Source organism: Arthrobacter sp. StoSoilB13 (assembly GCF_019977255.1).
Taxonomy (GTDB): domain Bacteria; phylum Actinomycetota; class Actinomycetes; order Actinomycetales; family Micrococcaceae; genus Arthrobacter.
In genome coordinates this window covers 14235-28994 of the sequence record NZ_AP024648.1, presented here as the reverse complement: position 1 = coordinate 28994, position 14760 = coordinate 14235, and the positions used below count along the sequence as shown (strand labels likewise).

Below are 14760 nucleotides of genomic sequence, written 5' to 3'. Positions count from 1 at the left end.
TTCAGGCCCGCCGTCGGGGCCGTCCCCCGGGGCTGGTCCCCGGTGCCGGTCCCGAAGAACCTTCCGCCCAAAAGCTAGAATCAATCCATGTCAAAGACCTCAAGCATGGGCCGGGGCATGATGGCCATCCTTGCGGTCGGTGCCCGTCACGCGCAAGGACACGACGGCGGGACGGTCGCCGACGTCGCGGCCGACCTGGACAAGGACCGCAGCCAAGTATCGCGAAGCCTCAAGGGTGCCTTGCAGGAGGGATTCCTGGCCCGCAGGGATCAGCGGAAGTACAGCTTGGGTTGGACCATCCTCACGGACGCCCAACTGGTCGCTGAACAACGGCTGAAGACGGACGGGCTGACGGCGCTCGAGGGTCTCGCTTCTGAAACCAACGAAGCGTGCTTCCTTGGCGTGCTCAGCGGCAACAGTACGGTCACCATCGGTGAACAGGTGCCAGCCAGCGCCAACCTCGTAGGATCGTGGCTTGGACGTCCGTATCCTGCCTATTGCAGTGACGCCGGCCAAGCACTTCTGTGGGACGCCCCGGACGAAGAAGTCCGTAAGATCTTCGAATCTGTTGAGTTCGTGAAGCATGGACCCAATACCCCTTCCTCTGTTGAGGACTTCCTGGCGCGACTCAAGGAAGCTCGCGTGCGCGGCTACTCAATCGTGGACGAAGAAGCTGAGCCGGGACTTTACTCACTGGCCGCCCCCGTACGCGACTTCAAGGGAGAGGTTGCTGCAGCCCTTCAGATAGTGGGCCCGAAGTCCCGCATTGAGCCCCACCGCGAAACTTACGCAGTCGCCCTCCATGCTTGGCAGGAGTGGCTTGAGTCGATGGTTGGCGGACGGCTTCAACAGCCGCCAAGAGCTTAAGTCCCGGAACCGAGCCGGTGCGCTGCCGAATGCAGCAGCGGGGCAAGCTCCGGTGCGCCCCCCTCAAGATCGGAACGGGTACCCAGGATACTGAGCGCAGCAAGGATGCCGCCTGAAGGATCCCGGACAGGTACGGCCAGTTCCCATACACCGTATTCGAACTCCTCAGCAGCCAATACAAAACCCCGAAGCCTGTCGCGCTCCATGAGGGCGTCGACTTCCGCTTGGGAATGCGCTGCAGCAGGCCCGCCGACGCCGATGAAGTTGACGTCCTTAAGCAGGGCTTCCAGCTCGTTCCGGGAGTGGTCCCACAGCAACGCCCGCCCGGAACCTGTACACCACACGGGCGTGACCATTCCCGGCTTTGCGAACCCGCCCAGGACTGAATTGTTGGTGGAGGAACGCAGCAGCAGAACCCTGACACCATCCCGCACTGACAGCCGGGACCTAAGTCCCAGGGACGAGACCAACTCTTCCAGCTCCGCACGCGAATCATGGACCCAGCCAACATTGAGGGAGGCGGCCAGGCTGAAGAACCGAGGTCCCGCACGGAAAGGCCCGCGCTCCAGCCGCTCGAGTAACCCCAAATCGCACAGTTCCTGGGCCAGGCGCGAAACCCTGCTCTGCTCCATGTCCAGCTCGGCCGCGAGTTGGGATACGCCAAGTAACTGACGGCCCTGCTTTTCGCGGTCAGTAACCAGCCGAACGAGACGAAGCCCCTGCGCCAACGACGACGCCTCCGGTGACACCTCCAAGAATCCCGCTCCTTCCGCCAAGCGCTCACGCCATTCTCACACGCCCATGTCAGCGGCAGGAATCAGGACCTCATGGGCAGACGATGAACGGCTTCACGGCCGGACTCTCTCTGAAGTCCGGCCGCGAAGCCCTGTGCTGGATTGGTCAGGCGACCTGCTTAACCGCGTGCCGCCCGTGCCTGAAGTGGAAGTAGATGTAGCAGGCGGCTACGAACGGAATACCGAAGTAGAGAGCAGCAACCTGATTTGGATCGAACGCGATACCTACCAGTGAGATCAGGCAAAGAGTGAATGCCAGGATCGGAACCAGCGGGAAGAACGGGGCCTTGTAAGCAAGGTCGGCCACCTGCCCACCCTTTCGGACGAAGGCCCGGCGATGGAAGAAGTGCGATGCCGTGATTGACATCCATACGCCCACCACCGCGAATCCGGCCACGGAAACAAGGGCCAGGTACACCGTTTCCGGTGCAACCACGCTGCTGATCAGCGATGCCAGCCCGCCAAGCATGCTTACAGAAAGGGCAACGAGGGGGATACCGCGCCGCGTCAGTCGCTTCAGGGCCTTTGGTGCGTGCCCTTCATCAGACAACGAGTACAGCATGCGTGCACAGGAGAACAGGCCACTGTTTCCGGCGGACAACAGTGCCGTGATGATGACGAAGTTCATGATGTCGGCCGCGTAGGGGATACCCACAGAGGAGAACACGGTGACGAACGGGCTCTCATCCAGTCCCACCTGATCGAAAGGAACAGTTGCTGCGATGACGGCAATGGCACCGACGAAGAAGATCAGGAGGCGGACGACAGTGCTACGCATGGCCTTGGGGATGTTCCGCGCAGGATCGGTGGTTTCTCCGGCAGCAACCCCGATGAGTTCAGACCCGGAGAAGGCATAGAAGACCGCCAGGGCGGTAACCAGTACTCCGGAGAAGCCGTTGGGAAAGAGTCCGCCTGAGGTGTTGAAGTTCTCAAAGAGGAACGGATGGTTACCGGACTCCGCGAGGGGCTGGAATCCAAGGAGTGCGGCTCCGCCAAGGACGATCAAGGCAATGATCGCCCCCACTTTGACGATGGAGAACCAGAATTCAGATTCTCCGAAGAACCGGGAGGAGATGGCATTGAATCCGAAGAGGACTGCTGCGAACACAACGCACCACACCCAGACTTCGACGCCAGGGAACCACCGCTGCATGAGCAGTCCTGACGCCGTGAATTCGGAGCCGATCGCGACCGCCCAGCAAAGCCAATAGAGCCAGGCCGTGGTGAAGCCCGTGGCCGGACCGATGGATCGTGCGGCGTAAATGTGGAAGGCACCCGATACCGGGTAGGCGATCGCGAGTTCTCCAAGGCAGGCCATCACCAGATAGACCACGAATGCCCCCACGAGGTAGGCAATGACAGCACCGAGCGGGCCTGCCTGGGAAATCGTGTAGCCCGAACTGAGGAACAGGCCCGATCCGATAACACCTCCCATCGCGATCATGATGAGGTGCCGCGGACCCATCGTTCGGCGGAGGCCGGTTTCGGCAGGAGCGGTGGACGAGGCAGTAGCGCCGGGAGAAGCGGGAGCATCAGGTAGATGGTCCAGTTGCAGGGGTGCTGAAGGTTCCATGTGGTGTCTCCGGTTAATGACAGATGCGAACGGTACGCCTGAGGACATCCGGACTTAAGGTGCCAAAGAGGGCGTCTGTAGTGACGAAGGTAACACATTTTCGCCGCATGTGGTCATTAAAAACATTTGTTAATGCATATGTTGCACGCCAAGTGCCTAACGCATTAGTAGTCCGGGTTGCTCGGCACAACAAGTCCGGTCTCGTACGCGTACACAACCACTTGCACCCGGTCCCTCAGTTGCAGCTTGCTGAGGATACGGCGGACATGGGTCTTGACAGTTGCCTCGGACAGGAAGAACTTATGGGCTATCTCCGCGTTGGAAAGCCCCTCGGCGATGGTCGTGAGGATCTCGGTCTCGCGTGGTGTGAGATCGTCCAATAACGGATCGCGGTGTGGGCTGGGCGATTGGCCGGGCACGCTGCCGCCGCGTACGTACGTCTCCAACAGCCTCTGCGTTACGCGGGGGGCCACAACGGCGTCGCCGCTGGCCACAAGCCGCACAGCGTGCACGAGTTCAACCGGGGCCACATCCTTAAGCAGGAATGCAGAAGCACCCGCCTGCAGTCCCGAGAACGCGTATTCGTCCAGGTCAAAGGTGGTGAGGATGATGACCCGGGCTTCGGAACCGGCGTCCGAAATGCGGCGCGTCGCTTCTATGCCATCCATGGTGGGCATTCGGACGTCCATGAGCACCACATCCGGCTGCAGCTCCTCAACCTTCCGGACGGCCTCGTTCCCGTCTGATGCCTCGCCCACCACATGGAAGTTCTCTTCACCTTCAAGAATGAGTCGAAAGCCCATCCGCAGCAGTGGCTGGTCATCCACCAGCAGGATCTTGATGACGCCCTGATCTACCACTATTCCCCCTTTTCGCCGTTCCAGTGCAGCTCGGCGTGGACCGCCCAGCCTCCCCTTTTACCCGGACCGGCAGTAACGATTCCAGCATAGATTCCAGCCCGTTCACGCATTCCGGCAATGCCTTGCCGTGTTCCCAGGCTGTCCATCGACTCGCCACCTTCCCGGGTTCCACGGCCGTCGTCGTGCACGTCGATGGTGACCAGATCGCCGTCGCGGGCTACCTGCACGTCCACGCGGCTGAGCGAGCGCCCGTAGCGGAGAACATTGGTCAGCGATTCCTGCACAATCCGGTACACGGTGAGCTCGAAAGCAGGATCGGCCGGAAGCGCGGGCCCAGTGTGCGCGTAGTGCAGCGGCAGGCCTGCCGTACGGAAACCATCCAGCAGCTTGGCAAGGTTAAGCCCGGACTCGAGCGGAGTCAGTGGCGCCGGGCGGCCGGAATCGTCACGCAGGACTCCGAGCACCCGCCGCATGTCCGCAAGTGCCGCCCTGCCCGTTCGGGACAGCTCACCCAGGACGTCGCCGGCGCGGTCGGGATCCTTCTTGACCACCACTGCCGCACCGTCCGACAAACTGATCATTACCGTCAGGGAGTGAGCAACGACGTCGTGCATTTCCCGCGCAATCCTGTTGCGCTCGGTGACCTTGCCCAACTGCGTTGTCCGCGCTGCCCATGCGGCGATCTCTGCCTCATGCTCCCGCCGCTGGCGGACCGAGATACCAATACCTGTGGCCAGCAGGTTGGACAACATGATGGTCACGGCAGTGGCGATGTTGTTGATGAGGTGGAAGTTCTCGGGGACGTCCTGCAGGGTGTTCATACTGCTGGGACTTGTCCACATGAAAAGGTACAACAGGCTGAGCGGCAGGCTCGCAGCGCCAAACACCACCAGCGAAATTGGCCGCTTCCGGGTTGTGGCGACCGCGTAGAGAGCAAACCACAACCCCGCGGACACGTTCGAGCCCCACGGATTCAGCACAGTGGCCAGGACTTCCAGAACCACGACGGCGGCAACCACCTGAAGCGGGTAGCGCCGCCGGAATATCAGGACCGTCGCGATCAGCAGCAAGAGCCCGACGACGAGCCACTTGCCCTCGATGATCGAAGTAATGATGGTGGGCAAGGCCAAAAGGACGTAGCAAAGGACAACCACCGCATCCATCGCACGGGGACGTTCGAAAAAATAGCGACGGATCCGGCCCCTGCGGCGCTGGGCAATTTCAGCGAAGGACGCGTCAGCTGTTACAGCCGGCGCGTCCTTCACTTGGGAAGCTTCAGTCATGGATTGAGCCTAAACGGCCTAGACATCCCGCTTTTTCAACAGGACCATGGCCAAGGCAACGGGCACCACAACCCAGGCGCCGAGAACCAGGGCGGCCTGCCAGACTTCCAGGGTGTCAGGAACATGCTCGACGGCGGTCATCGGGTTGATGGTGTTGCCCGGAAGGTACTTGCGGGCTTCCACGAAGAAATCGCCGGGAATGAGCTGGAATGCAATCGGGGCCACAAAGAACAGGCCCACGAGGCTCATGATGCCTCCCGCCGAGTTGCGGACGATGGTTCCCAGTGCCATGCCAATCGCTGCCACGGCCGCCACGTAAATGCTGTTGACGAGCAAAAGCTTGACCGATTGCGAGCTGCTGAGGTCCAGCTTGAGATCGTAGTTATCCACGATGGGGAGTGACACGAGGCCGGCTATGAAGGTGGACACAGCCGTCAACAGGAAGGCACTGACCATCACGACTATCAGCTTGGCCAGGAACGGCGAGAGCCGCTTCGGGACCGCAGCGAAAGTGGAGCGCGCCATTCCCGTGGTGAATTCCGAGCTCATGAGCAGGACGCCCAACGAACCGAGGATCAACTGGGCGAATGCGATGCCGGAGGTGGGAATGCTGACTGCGATGTCGCCGCCCTGCGCAGCAATGGCTGCGGCGGCTTCGGGATCCCTCGCAGCTTGCTCGGCGAACTGTCCCGTACCCCAAGCCGAGAGTGCTGCGAAGCCAACCATGACCAACGCCGTGGACGCCAGGAGAATCAGCGTGGACAACAACGTGCGGAACTTGATGAACTCGGAGTTCAGTACGCGGTGGAAGGCCGGTCCCGGCCCAACGGAGTTACGCATGGACTTGCGGTCCAAAGTGGTGGTGCTCATGTCTATTTCCCTCCGGCCTGAACGGGAACAGAGGTCCCGGCGGTGATGTGCGAGTGGTATTCCACCTCGTCCTTGGTCAACTCCATGTACGCCTCTTCGAGACTTGCCTGGAGCGGGGTCAGCTCGTAGACCATGATCTGGTTCTCCAGGGCCGTCCGGGCGATTCCGCGAGGATCCAGGCCCGAAACTTCCAGCAGCTCACGCTCGTGGACTTCCACGGATACACCCGTGCCTGCGAGCAGTTGCATGAGCTGCTCCGGCTGGTCCGTGCGGACTCGTGTGCGGGCGTGGCCCTTGCCGGTGATGATCTCTGCGATGGGTGCATCCGCAATGATTTTGCCGCGGCCAATCACGATCAGATGGTCTGCAGTCAATGCCATTTCACTCATGAGGTGGCTGGACAGGAACACGGTGCGGCCCTCGGAAGCGAGGTACTTGACCAGGTTGCGAACCCAGACCACGCCTTCCGGATCCAGGCCGTTCACCGGCTCGTCCAGGATGATGGTCTGCGGATCACCCAGCAGCGCTGCCGCAATGCCCAGGCGCTGGCCCATGCCGAGCGAGAAACCTTTCACCTTCTTCTTGGCGACTTCTCCCAGCCCGGTCATCTCGATGACCTCCCGAACCCGGCTCTTGGGGATGCTGTGCGTCGCGGCCATGGCGAGCAGGTGGTTGTACGCCGTGCGGCTGGTATGGACCGCCTTGGCATCAAGCAGTGCACCGATTTCACGCAGTGGCGCAACGTGCTTGGCGAACGGTTCACCGTTCACGGTCACCGAACCCGCGGTGGGAGTATCCAGTCCCATGATCATGCGCATCGTGGTTGACTTGCCGGCACCGTTCGGGCCCAGGAAACCCGTTACCCGTCCGGCTTGGACGGTGAAACTGACACCGCCGACGGCGGTCTTCTCGCCGTAGACCTTCGTCAGGCCTGTTGCTTCGATCATGGAAGCGTTCCCTCCTCGGAGCACGTGTACGTGCAGATGAGTTGTTGACTGTACTGACAACGCTAGTCACAGAGGGTGCGGAAATCGCCTGTCTCAGGGATGATTCAGGGTCCAGTCAGGGTAGTCCTCCCGGATGACGCTACGAAGCTGGGTCCACCGGCAGCGGACAGTACACGCGTAGCTCGTGGCTCTTGACGGTGAACACGGCACTGCGCACCCCGGGCTTGGGCTCACCATCCACGGCGAGGACCAACGGTTCTCCGATCGCCTCAATGGTGACGGTAGTGGCCTCGGTCAGATGCGTGACTTTGGAAGCCGCAACGGTGCCTGTCATGACGGCCCAAAGCAGCCGGGCACGGGCAAATGGTTCATCCGCAGTGATCATGCGGAGATCGAAGACGCCGTCGTCCAGCACAGGGCGTCGAAGTGGGGCATGGTCGCTGGGGTAGTAACGCCCACGTCCCAGGTACAGAATCCACAGCTTGTGCTTCACGCCGTTAACGGTGAGCGTCGTGGGCGAGTTCACTCCGAAAGTCCGCAGCGATGCCACCAGACTGGCCAGGGGTTTGCCCATGGCAGGCTGCAATCGCTCCCGGCGGCGTACGAGGTTCGGATAGACACCCACGCTGGCCGTATTCAGCATGGCGATCTCACTGGACTCAGGGTTGTCAGGCAAACCTCGATGGACGGCAACATGCCCGAAATCCACAAGCGCGGCCTGCCCCTCTGTGACTGCCTTGATTGCGGCGTCAATGGAATTGGTCCCGAGGTCACGGGCAAAGTGGTTGAGGGTGCCACCCGGCAATACCAGAAGAGGCAGGGAATGCTCGACGGCGATAGCGGCCGCGGTGCCAACCGTCCCGTCACCACCCCACACGCCAAGCGCTACGGTGCCTGGCCGGGCCGCGGCTGCTTCAATCTCAGCGGCGACATCCTCGCCCTCAGCGATTTCTTGAATATGCGCTTTGGGGAATACCTCCTGTAGCAGTTCGCCGGTTTCGGGGGAGTAGGAACCGCCCAGGACATTAACAGCGATGCTCAGCCCCTCGCCGTCGGGAATTCCCGGGGCCTCTGCCGGCGTCCGGCGGGGTTTGGGTTCGGCGGGCTTGGCTGGCCACCACGTGCGTGTCAGCAGGGCAGCACCCGCGCCAAGTGCAGAACCAAACACGACGTCTGACGGCCAGTGCGCACCTGTGTGCACACGGGAATACGCAACGCCCGCGGCGATGGGCGCCAGGACGGCGCCCAGGACGGGCGAAACCATCCCTGCTCCCACGACAAAAGCCACGGCCGAAGCTGAGTGTCCGGATGGCATGGAGGAACTGACCGGCTGCGGGTGTACGAACCTGAAAACGGGCAGGTGTTCCGGCAAAGGCCGCCGCCGGGGGAGCGCCGTTTTGAAGATGAGGTTAGTGACCCCGGAGGCAACGCCCAGGGCAAGCAGTCCATGCAGGGCCGCCCTGCGCGGTTTTCCTGGAACCGTGGCCATGATTCCCGCGATGCCAAACCAGAGCTTTCCCTTGGTGGCCGCTGCTGAGAGCCGCCGGAAGAGATCATCATGTTCGCCTTGCGGCTGGCGCGAAACCGCCCTGACAAGGAAATGATCGAACCTTGCCACGTGCTTGGGGCCTTTGCCCAGGAAACCTCGCATTCCACCACAGTAGCGCGAGCCCGGCGGCAGGACCCGGCGGCATTCCAGAACTCCACCAACCTTGCCCAACGGCCGTGACTACGATGAGTGAATGATTCGCGTCCTGCGTCCACGCCAGCGGCCCCAGCTGGCAGATTGTCACGCCTGCCCTGCTTTTGCTGTGCGCGTTCGCGGTACCGGGAGGCCTGATTGTGGCCGGTCAAGGGGAGCCCGCCTTCAACAGAATTGATACAACATGGCAGGCCTATTCCTTCACCCTGCACGCGCCGTTCTGGGACGCGGTAAACGTGGCGCTCAACTGGGCCGGGTATGTGGGCATGCTGGTGCTGCATGGTGTTTTGGCGGCCGCGCTACTCCTCTGGCGACGTCCCAGGGCTGCTGCCTTCTCTGCACTCGCCGGCCTTGCTGCCCTGGGCCTCACTCAACTGGCCAAGGCACTTGTTGGGCGTGATCGGCCTCAAGGCGCCAGGGTCCTCTCTGATACAGGCTCATACCCTTCGGGGCATGTTTCCGCGACCACCGCCTTCCTTGTCGTGATGGCGTTGCTCATCGGCCGGCAGTGGGCGAAAGTGGTGGCAGTTCTTGGCATACTCGCGATGATGGTCAGCCGAACCTACCTGTCCGCTCACTGGTTAAGTGATGTCCTCGGCGGTGCGTGCCTAGCAGCCGGTGTCGTCCTGCTGTTGTGGTGGCCGTTCTGCAACATATGCATTCAGGAGAATGAAAGCGCTGGTCGGGCGGCTATTTGGCGCGCAAGGGCCGTGCAACGCCAGCAAGAAGCAGGGCAACAAGAATAGGCAATCCGATCGCCAGCAGTGCCATGTGAATTCCGGTTTGGTCGCCGAGGTAACCCAGAAGCGGCGGGCCGGCCAGGAACGCCACGTAGCCAATGGTTGAGACCACGGAAACGCGTGCCGCTGCGTGCTTGGGATCGTCGGCCGCAGCGGACATGCCCATGGGGAAGGCCAACGCCGCACCAACGCCCCAAAGCGCGGCACCAAGGCCAGCCAGCACCACGTTGCCGGCGAAGACGAACAGCGGCAGGCCCAGCGCGGCCGCTGCCATGCTGGCACGGAGTACAGCCACGCGGCCGAACCTGTCGATGACCTTGCCGCCGAGGAACCGCATCCCGGTCATGGCAGCAACGAAGAGCGCAAAGAGCAGGGCGCCGGTCGCTTCGGAGGTACCGAGTCCATCAACGGCCGCCTTGGCAATCCAGTCATTGCCGGCCCCCTCCGTAAGGGTCGCACCCAAAACCACCACACCGATGAGCAGCGTCCGGCCGTCCCGCCAAGCCGTGGGTCCCTTGGGAGCCGGCGCACCGTCGTCGAGCGTTTCAGCCACTGACGCTTCGTGCGGCAGGAAGTACCGCGGCACGGTTAGCGCGAGGAGGACAGCAAGTCCGGCGATCACAAGCAGGTGCTCAGGGAGGCCAACTCCAAGGTGCGAGAGCCCCGCACCGATCAAAGCACCCACAAACGCCCCGCCGCTGAACGCTGCGTGAAACTGCGGCATGATGGTCCGCTTGAGCCGGTGTTCGACGTCGGCCCCTTCGATGTTCTGGGCTACGTCCCACAGCCCAATGCCAATGCCGAAGAAGAAGAGGGCGATGGCCGTGGCCGGAACCGATGCAGCCATGAGGGAGAAGGCAATCGCAGCACCTGCGGCACCCGCCACGATCCCGGCGAGGCGAACCGTGCCGGCTGTACCGATTCGGCCCACCACCCAACCTGCGGAAGGCAAAGCCATCAAGGACCCGACGGCGGTGCAGAGCAGCAGGGTGCCCATCTGGCCGGACGTTAGGCTGAGAGCTTCGGTGACGGCGGGGATGCGTGCCGCCCAGCTTGCAAACACCAGGCCGTTCATGGCGAAGATCAGGAACGTCGCCACCGCCGCGGCGTTGACGTTGGTGGTGCTTCTGGTGCTGGTGGTCATGCAATCACAACTTCCACAGAGAGTTTGTCGAGCCGGGCAAGATCTTCGGAGGATGGCTTCAGGTCCGTCACGATGACGTCCACGGCCTCTATCGCGGCAACCAGGGCGACCGCGCTGGCATTCCACTTACTGCCGGAGGAGGCAACGACGACCCGCGACGCCGATTCCAGGCCAGCGCGCTTCACTGCGGCGTCGTCAAGGTCATGGGCCAGCAGTCCGTCCTTGAGGTTGAGGGCGCACGGGGTGACCACCGCGGTGTCGAATCGCAACGAGCGTATGTTCGCCTCGGTCATGGGTCCGCGAAAAGACTGTTCGCCGGGAATGAGGCTTCCTCCGGGGAGAATGAGCTGCGGGCCGGCGGCCCTCCTTGGCGTGGGTCAGTGCCTCGACGCCGTGCAAGGACATCGGCATCACAGTGAGTTCACGCTGGCTCAGCCGCCGAGCAATTTCCGTGGCAGTGGATCCGCTGTCCAACCACACGTGCTCGCGGTCTTTCAGCAGAGCGTCAACAACTGCTGCGATCTTGAGCTTCGTCTCGTGGTCTTCCAGTTCGCGCTGCCCATAGCCTGGGTTGTCACCACGCGCGACTAAACTGCGGGCACCGCCGTGCACCCGCTTCAGTACTCCGTTGGCCGCAAGAATTTCCAGGTCGCGGCGGATCGTGGCGCCCGAGGCTCCAGTGGCTGCTACCAGCTCGTCCACTGATACTTCTTCGCGTTTGCGCAGCAGCTCGCCAATGAGCCGATGGCGGTCAGGAGTTCCCATAGTTCAACGGTATCAGGCCGACGCTCATTTAATCATGAAATGTGATCATTTGATCACCGATGCTCTCTCACATCCCACCCCCTTAACCCCCGATGCCCTCTCACATCCCCCCCCTTAAACCACGATGCTCTCTCATCAACTGAGAGAGCATCGGGCGAAAAGGGCAATGATGTGAGAGAACGTGCGGACTAGCGGGCGCGCTCCACGCGTTTCTCATCCCAGACGGGTTCCTCGGACTCGTAGACCTTGCCGTCGGAGCCGAAGATCAGGAAGCGGTCGAAAGACTTGGCGAACCAGCGGTCATGGGTGACAGCAAGGACCGTTCCCTCGAAAGCATCGATTGCTCTCTCCAGGGCCTCGCCGGAGTGCAGATCCAGGTTGTCGGTAGGCTCGTCCAGGAGCAAGAGGGTTGCTCCGGACAGCTGCAGCAGGAGGATCTGGAACCGCGCCTGCTGGCCACCGGACAGGGACTCGTACTTTTGCTCCGATTGGCCAGCCAAACCGTAGGAGTCCAGGGCACCTGCGGCAGCTTCGCGGGGAAGGCCCGATCGGTGTTCATCGCCGCGGTGCAGGATCTCCAACAAAGTCCGGCCCAGCAGATCCGGGCGAACGTGCGTCTGTGCGAAGAATCCCGGGCGGATACGGGCGCCCAGCTTCACAGTTCCTTCGTGCGGCACTTCAGCAATGACAACGTCCGACACCGGCAAGTGCTCCCGCTCAGGGTCGGTGCCTCCGGTGGCGAGCAAGCGCAGGAAGTGGCTCTTTCCGGAACCGTTGGAACCGAGTACGCCCACACGGTCGCCAAACCAGATTTCCGTGGAGAACGGCTTCATGAGCCCAGTGAGTTCAAGCTTCTCCGCCACGACGGCGCGTTTGGCTGTTCGCCCGCCCTTGAGGCGCATCTTGACGTTCTGCTCGATTGGCAGGGCCTCGGGCGGCCCAGCTTCCAGGAACTTGGCAAGACGCGTCTGTGCCGCCTGGTACCTGTTGGCCATGTCGGACCGGAACGCAGCCTTGTTCTTGTACATGTTGACGAGTTCCTTGAGCTTCACATGCTCCTCGTCCCAGCGTTTGCGGAGTTCCTCGAACCGGGCGTTCCTGTCGGCACGCGCCTCCACGTAGGAGCCGAAACCGCCACCGTGGATCCACGCACCGGCACCGTTAATGCCTGGTTCAAGCGTGACTATTCGTCCGGCGGCGTTGTTGAGCAGCTCGCGGTCGTGGCTAATGAACAGCACGGTCTTCTTGGATTCGTTGAGCTTTGACTCCAGCCAGCGCTTACCGGGGACGTCAAGGTAGTTATCCGGTTCATCCAGGAGCAGGAGTTCATCCGGGCCCGCGAACAGGGCTTCCAGCACGAGGCGTTTCTGCTCGCCACCGGACAACGTGGAGGCACGTCGGAACTGTGCTTTGTCGAAGGATATTCCCAAAGCCGCCATGCAGACCTCGTCCCAGACCGTCTCGACGTCGTAACCGCCGGCGTCTCCCCAATCCACGATCGCCTGGGCGTACTTCATCTGGGTGGGTTCGTCGTCGTGCTCCATCATGGCGAGTTCGGCCTCTTCAACCGCTTTGGCAGCTGCCGCCAGCCCGGCTTGGGCCGTTGAGACCAGCAGGTCCCGGACGGTTGATTCATCCCGGACCTGGCCCACGAACTGCCGCATGATGCCCATGTTCCCGGACTTGCCTACGACGCCTTCGTCGGGTGTGAGGTCGCCGGAAATGATCTTGAACAGCGTCGTTTTGCCGGTTCCGTTGGGCCCAATCAACGCGGTCTTAGTGCCATCAGGCACCTTGAAAGTCACGCCGTTGAGCAGCTGGGTGCCGTCGGAGAGGAAGTAGTCGATGCCGGAAACGTCAATATGGGCCACCGCCCAATCTTCCCATGCCCAGGTATTAAGGCCCGACGGCGGAACTTTGGCCTGGGTGCCCCGAGTGAGCTAAGCGTCAGGCTTTCGCCGGGCAAACTGCGGTGCATGTTCGGGTCGTGGGCCGAAGGCAATCATCCGTGCAGGCAACTTCCGGAGGCCGGGAAAATTACGGAGCACAATGAGCAACAGCTTGGGGGGCTTTGGCTGCTTGCCCGCCATGACCTGTGCGAAGATAACGCGATGCAGCACCCGCTGAAACGTCTGCACAATCACGGTTGGAGGCCAGCGCCGCTTCTGGACGGCGGCGAGGTGGCGGTCGTCCAGCGTTTTACTCAGCAGCGGCGAAGCAATGATCCGGGCCGCTGCGACGGCGTCCTGCACCGCCAGGTTGATCCCCACCCCACCGGCGGGGGACATCGCATGGGCAGCATCGCCAATAAGCAGCAGGCCCGGCTTGTGCCACTCGGACAAGCGGTTGAGCTTCACGTCCAACAGGTGGAGATCATCCACGGAGCGGATGTTGTCCACACGGTCTGATAGGTCTGGCCGCAACCTTGCGACGCGTGCACGAAACGCTTCTACGCCTTCTGCCCGCAACTTCGGATCCAGTCCCTTGGCCGCGAGGTAGGCGATCTGATAAAAGTCCTTGCGGGTCAAACTCAGCAGAACGTCCGAAGTCCCGAAACTCGGGGCAATCGACGCCACGGGATCCCTTTCATCGGCGTTCCTCGGAAGCCGGAACCACCACGTGTCGAACGGCACCGGAAATTCGCGTGGGACCAAACCCGCCCGTGCACGAAGCATCGAACTACGGCCGTCGCACGCCACCGTCAATGCAGCCTTCAGTTCGCCCGTCCCCAGGTTTTCGCCGGTGAGGGGGTCCCGGGTTCTGTACGCCACACCCGATACTGCGCCGGACCCGTCGCGGAGCAGCTCTGTGACCTCAGTGTTCATCCGCAACGTGAACGTGGGTTCCTGCTTGGCTGCCTCCACCAGAAAGTTCAGCAAGTCCCATTGCGGCACCATTGCCACATAGTTGTACGGCTCCTTGAGGAGCCCGAAATCAGCGAGGATCACGGAATCCCCGGTGCCTGCAGGCAGCTGGAAATTACCCAGCTTGCTCTGCGGTAGCTGCCGGAACCCTTCGCCCAACCCCAACTCGTCGAGGAGTCGAATAGTGGAGGCGTGCACAGTATCGCCACGGAAGTCCCGCAGGAAGTCGGCGTGCTTCTCCAACACAGTGACTTCAACTCCGGCCCGGGCAAGGAGCAAGCCCAGCACAATCCCGGCCGGACCTCCGCCAACTACAACGCACTGCGTGCTGCTTCCCATGGCTTCTCCCGA

The 14760-nt window shown here is 62.0% G+C and carries 12 protein-coding genes and 1 pseudogene; 2 read left to right on the top strand and 11 right to left on the bottom strand.

Annotation, left to right across the window (positions count from 1 at the left end; all coding sequences use genetic code 11):
* Positions 1 to 87: 87 nt before the first annotated feature.
* Positions 88 to 867: an IclR family transcriptional regulator gene (locus LDP01_RS12320; RefSeq protein ID WP_224092513.1), complete on the top strand. Its 780-nt coding sequence runs from the start codon at positions 88 to 90 to the stop codon at positions 865 to 867.
* Here LDP01_RS12320 and LDP01_RS12315 read toward each other — a convergent pair.
* The 7 genes from LDP01_RS12315 to LDP01_RS12285 all read right to left on the bottom strand — a co-directional run bounded on the left by LDP01_RS12315 (position 864) and on the right by LDP01_RS12285 (position 8845).
* Positions 864 to 1622: an IclR family transcriptional regulator gene (locus LDP01_RS12315; protein ID WP_224092506.1), complete on the bottom strand. Its 759-nt coding sequence runs from the start codon at positions 1620 to 1622 to the stop codon at positions 864 to 866. The genes LDP01_RS12320 and LDP01_RS12315 overlap by 4 nt on opposite strands.
* Positions 1623 to 1767: 145 nt before the next feature.
* Positions 1768 to 3234: an amino acid permease gene (locus tag LDP01_RS12310; protein ID WP_224092504.1), complete on the bottom strand. Its 1467-nt coding sequence runs from the start codon at positions 3232 to 3234 to the stop codon at positions 1768 to 1770.
* A gap of 164 nt (positions 3235 to 3398) precedes the next feature.
* Positions 3399 to 4037 (bottom strand): response regulator, encoded by a 639-nt coding sequence (locus tag LDP01_RS12305; RefSeq protein WP_396133564.1) that lies wholly within the window; start codon positions 4035 to 4037, stop codon positions 3399 to 3401.
* A gap of 56 nt (positions 4038 to 4093) precedes the next feature.
* Positions 4094 to 5377, bottom strand: coding sequence for a sensor histidine kinase (locus LDP01_RS12300; protein ID WP_224092493.1), 1284 nt, complete (start codon positions 5375 to 5377; stop codon positions 4094 to 4096).
* Between the two features lie 18 nt (positions 5378 to 5395).
* Complete coding sequence (locus LDP01_RS12295) at positions 5396 to 6247, bottom strand: ABC transporter permease (RefSeq protein WP_224092491.1); 852 nt, start codon at positions 6245 to 6247, stop codon at positions 5396 to 5398.
* Between the two features lie 2 nt (positions 6248 to 6249).
* Positions 6250 to 7194 (bottom strand): ABC transporter ATP-binding protein, encoded by a 945-nt coding sequence (locus tag LDP01_RS12290; RefSeq protein WP_224092489.1) that lies wholly within the window; start codon positions 7192 to 7194, stop codon positions 6250 to 6252.
* A gap of 139 nt (positions 7195 to 7333) precedes the next feature.
* Positions 7334 to 8845 (bottom strand): bifunctional phosphatase PAP2/diacylglycerol kinase family protein, encoded by a 1512-nt coding sequence (locus LDP01_RS12285; RefSeq protein ID WP_224092487.1) that lies wholly within the window; start codon positions 8843 to 8845, stop codon positions 7334 to 7336.
* 191 nt (positions 8846 to 9036) lie between these two features.
* Between LDP01_RS12285 and LDP01_RS12280 the strand changes: the two genes are divergently transcribed.
* Positions 9037 to 9642 (top strand): phosphatase PAP2 family protein, encoded by a 606-nt coding sequence (locus LDP01_RS12280; protein WP_224092477.1) that lies wholly within the window; start codon positions 9037 to 9039, stop codon positions 9640 to 9642.
* Here LDP01_RS12280 and LDP01_RS12275 read toward each other — a convergent pair.
* From LDP01_RS12275 to LDP01_RS12260, 4 genes and pseudogenes are all read right to left on the bottom strand, one after another.
* Positions 9587 to 10780: an MFS transporter gene (locus LDP01_RS12275; RefSeq protein WP_224092476.1), complete on the bottom strand. Its 1194-nt coding sequence runs from the start codon at positions 10778 to 10780 to the stop codon at positions 9587 to 9589. The two genes, LDP01_RS12280 and LDP01_RS12275, sit on opposite strands and share 56 nt — an antisense overlap.
* A pseudogene (locus tag LDP01_RS12270) lies at positions 10777 to 11545 on the bottom strand (DeoR/GlpR family DNA-binding transcription regulator). Before LDP01_RS12270 ends, LDP01_RS12275 begins: the two are co-directional and overlap by 4 nt.
* A 188-nt stretch (positions 11546 to 11733) precedes the next feature.
* On the bottom strand, positions 11734 to 13416 hold the full coding sequence (locus tag LDP01_RS12265) for an ABC-F family ATP-binding cassette domain-containing protein (RefSeq protein ID WP_224092474.1): 1683 nt from the start codon (positions 13414 to 13416) through the stop codon (positions 11734 to 11736).
* Positions 13417 to 13485: 69 nt separating this feature from the next.
* Positions 13486 to 14748, bottom strand: coding sequence for an FAD-dependent oxidoreductase (locus LDP01_RS12260; protein WP_224092472.1), 1263 nt, complete (start codon positions 14746 to 14748; stop codon positions 13486 to 13488).
* Positions 14749 to 14760 lie beyond the last annotated feature (12 nt).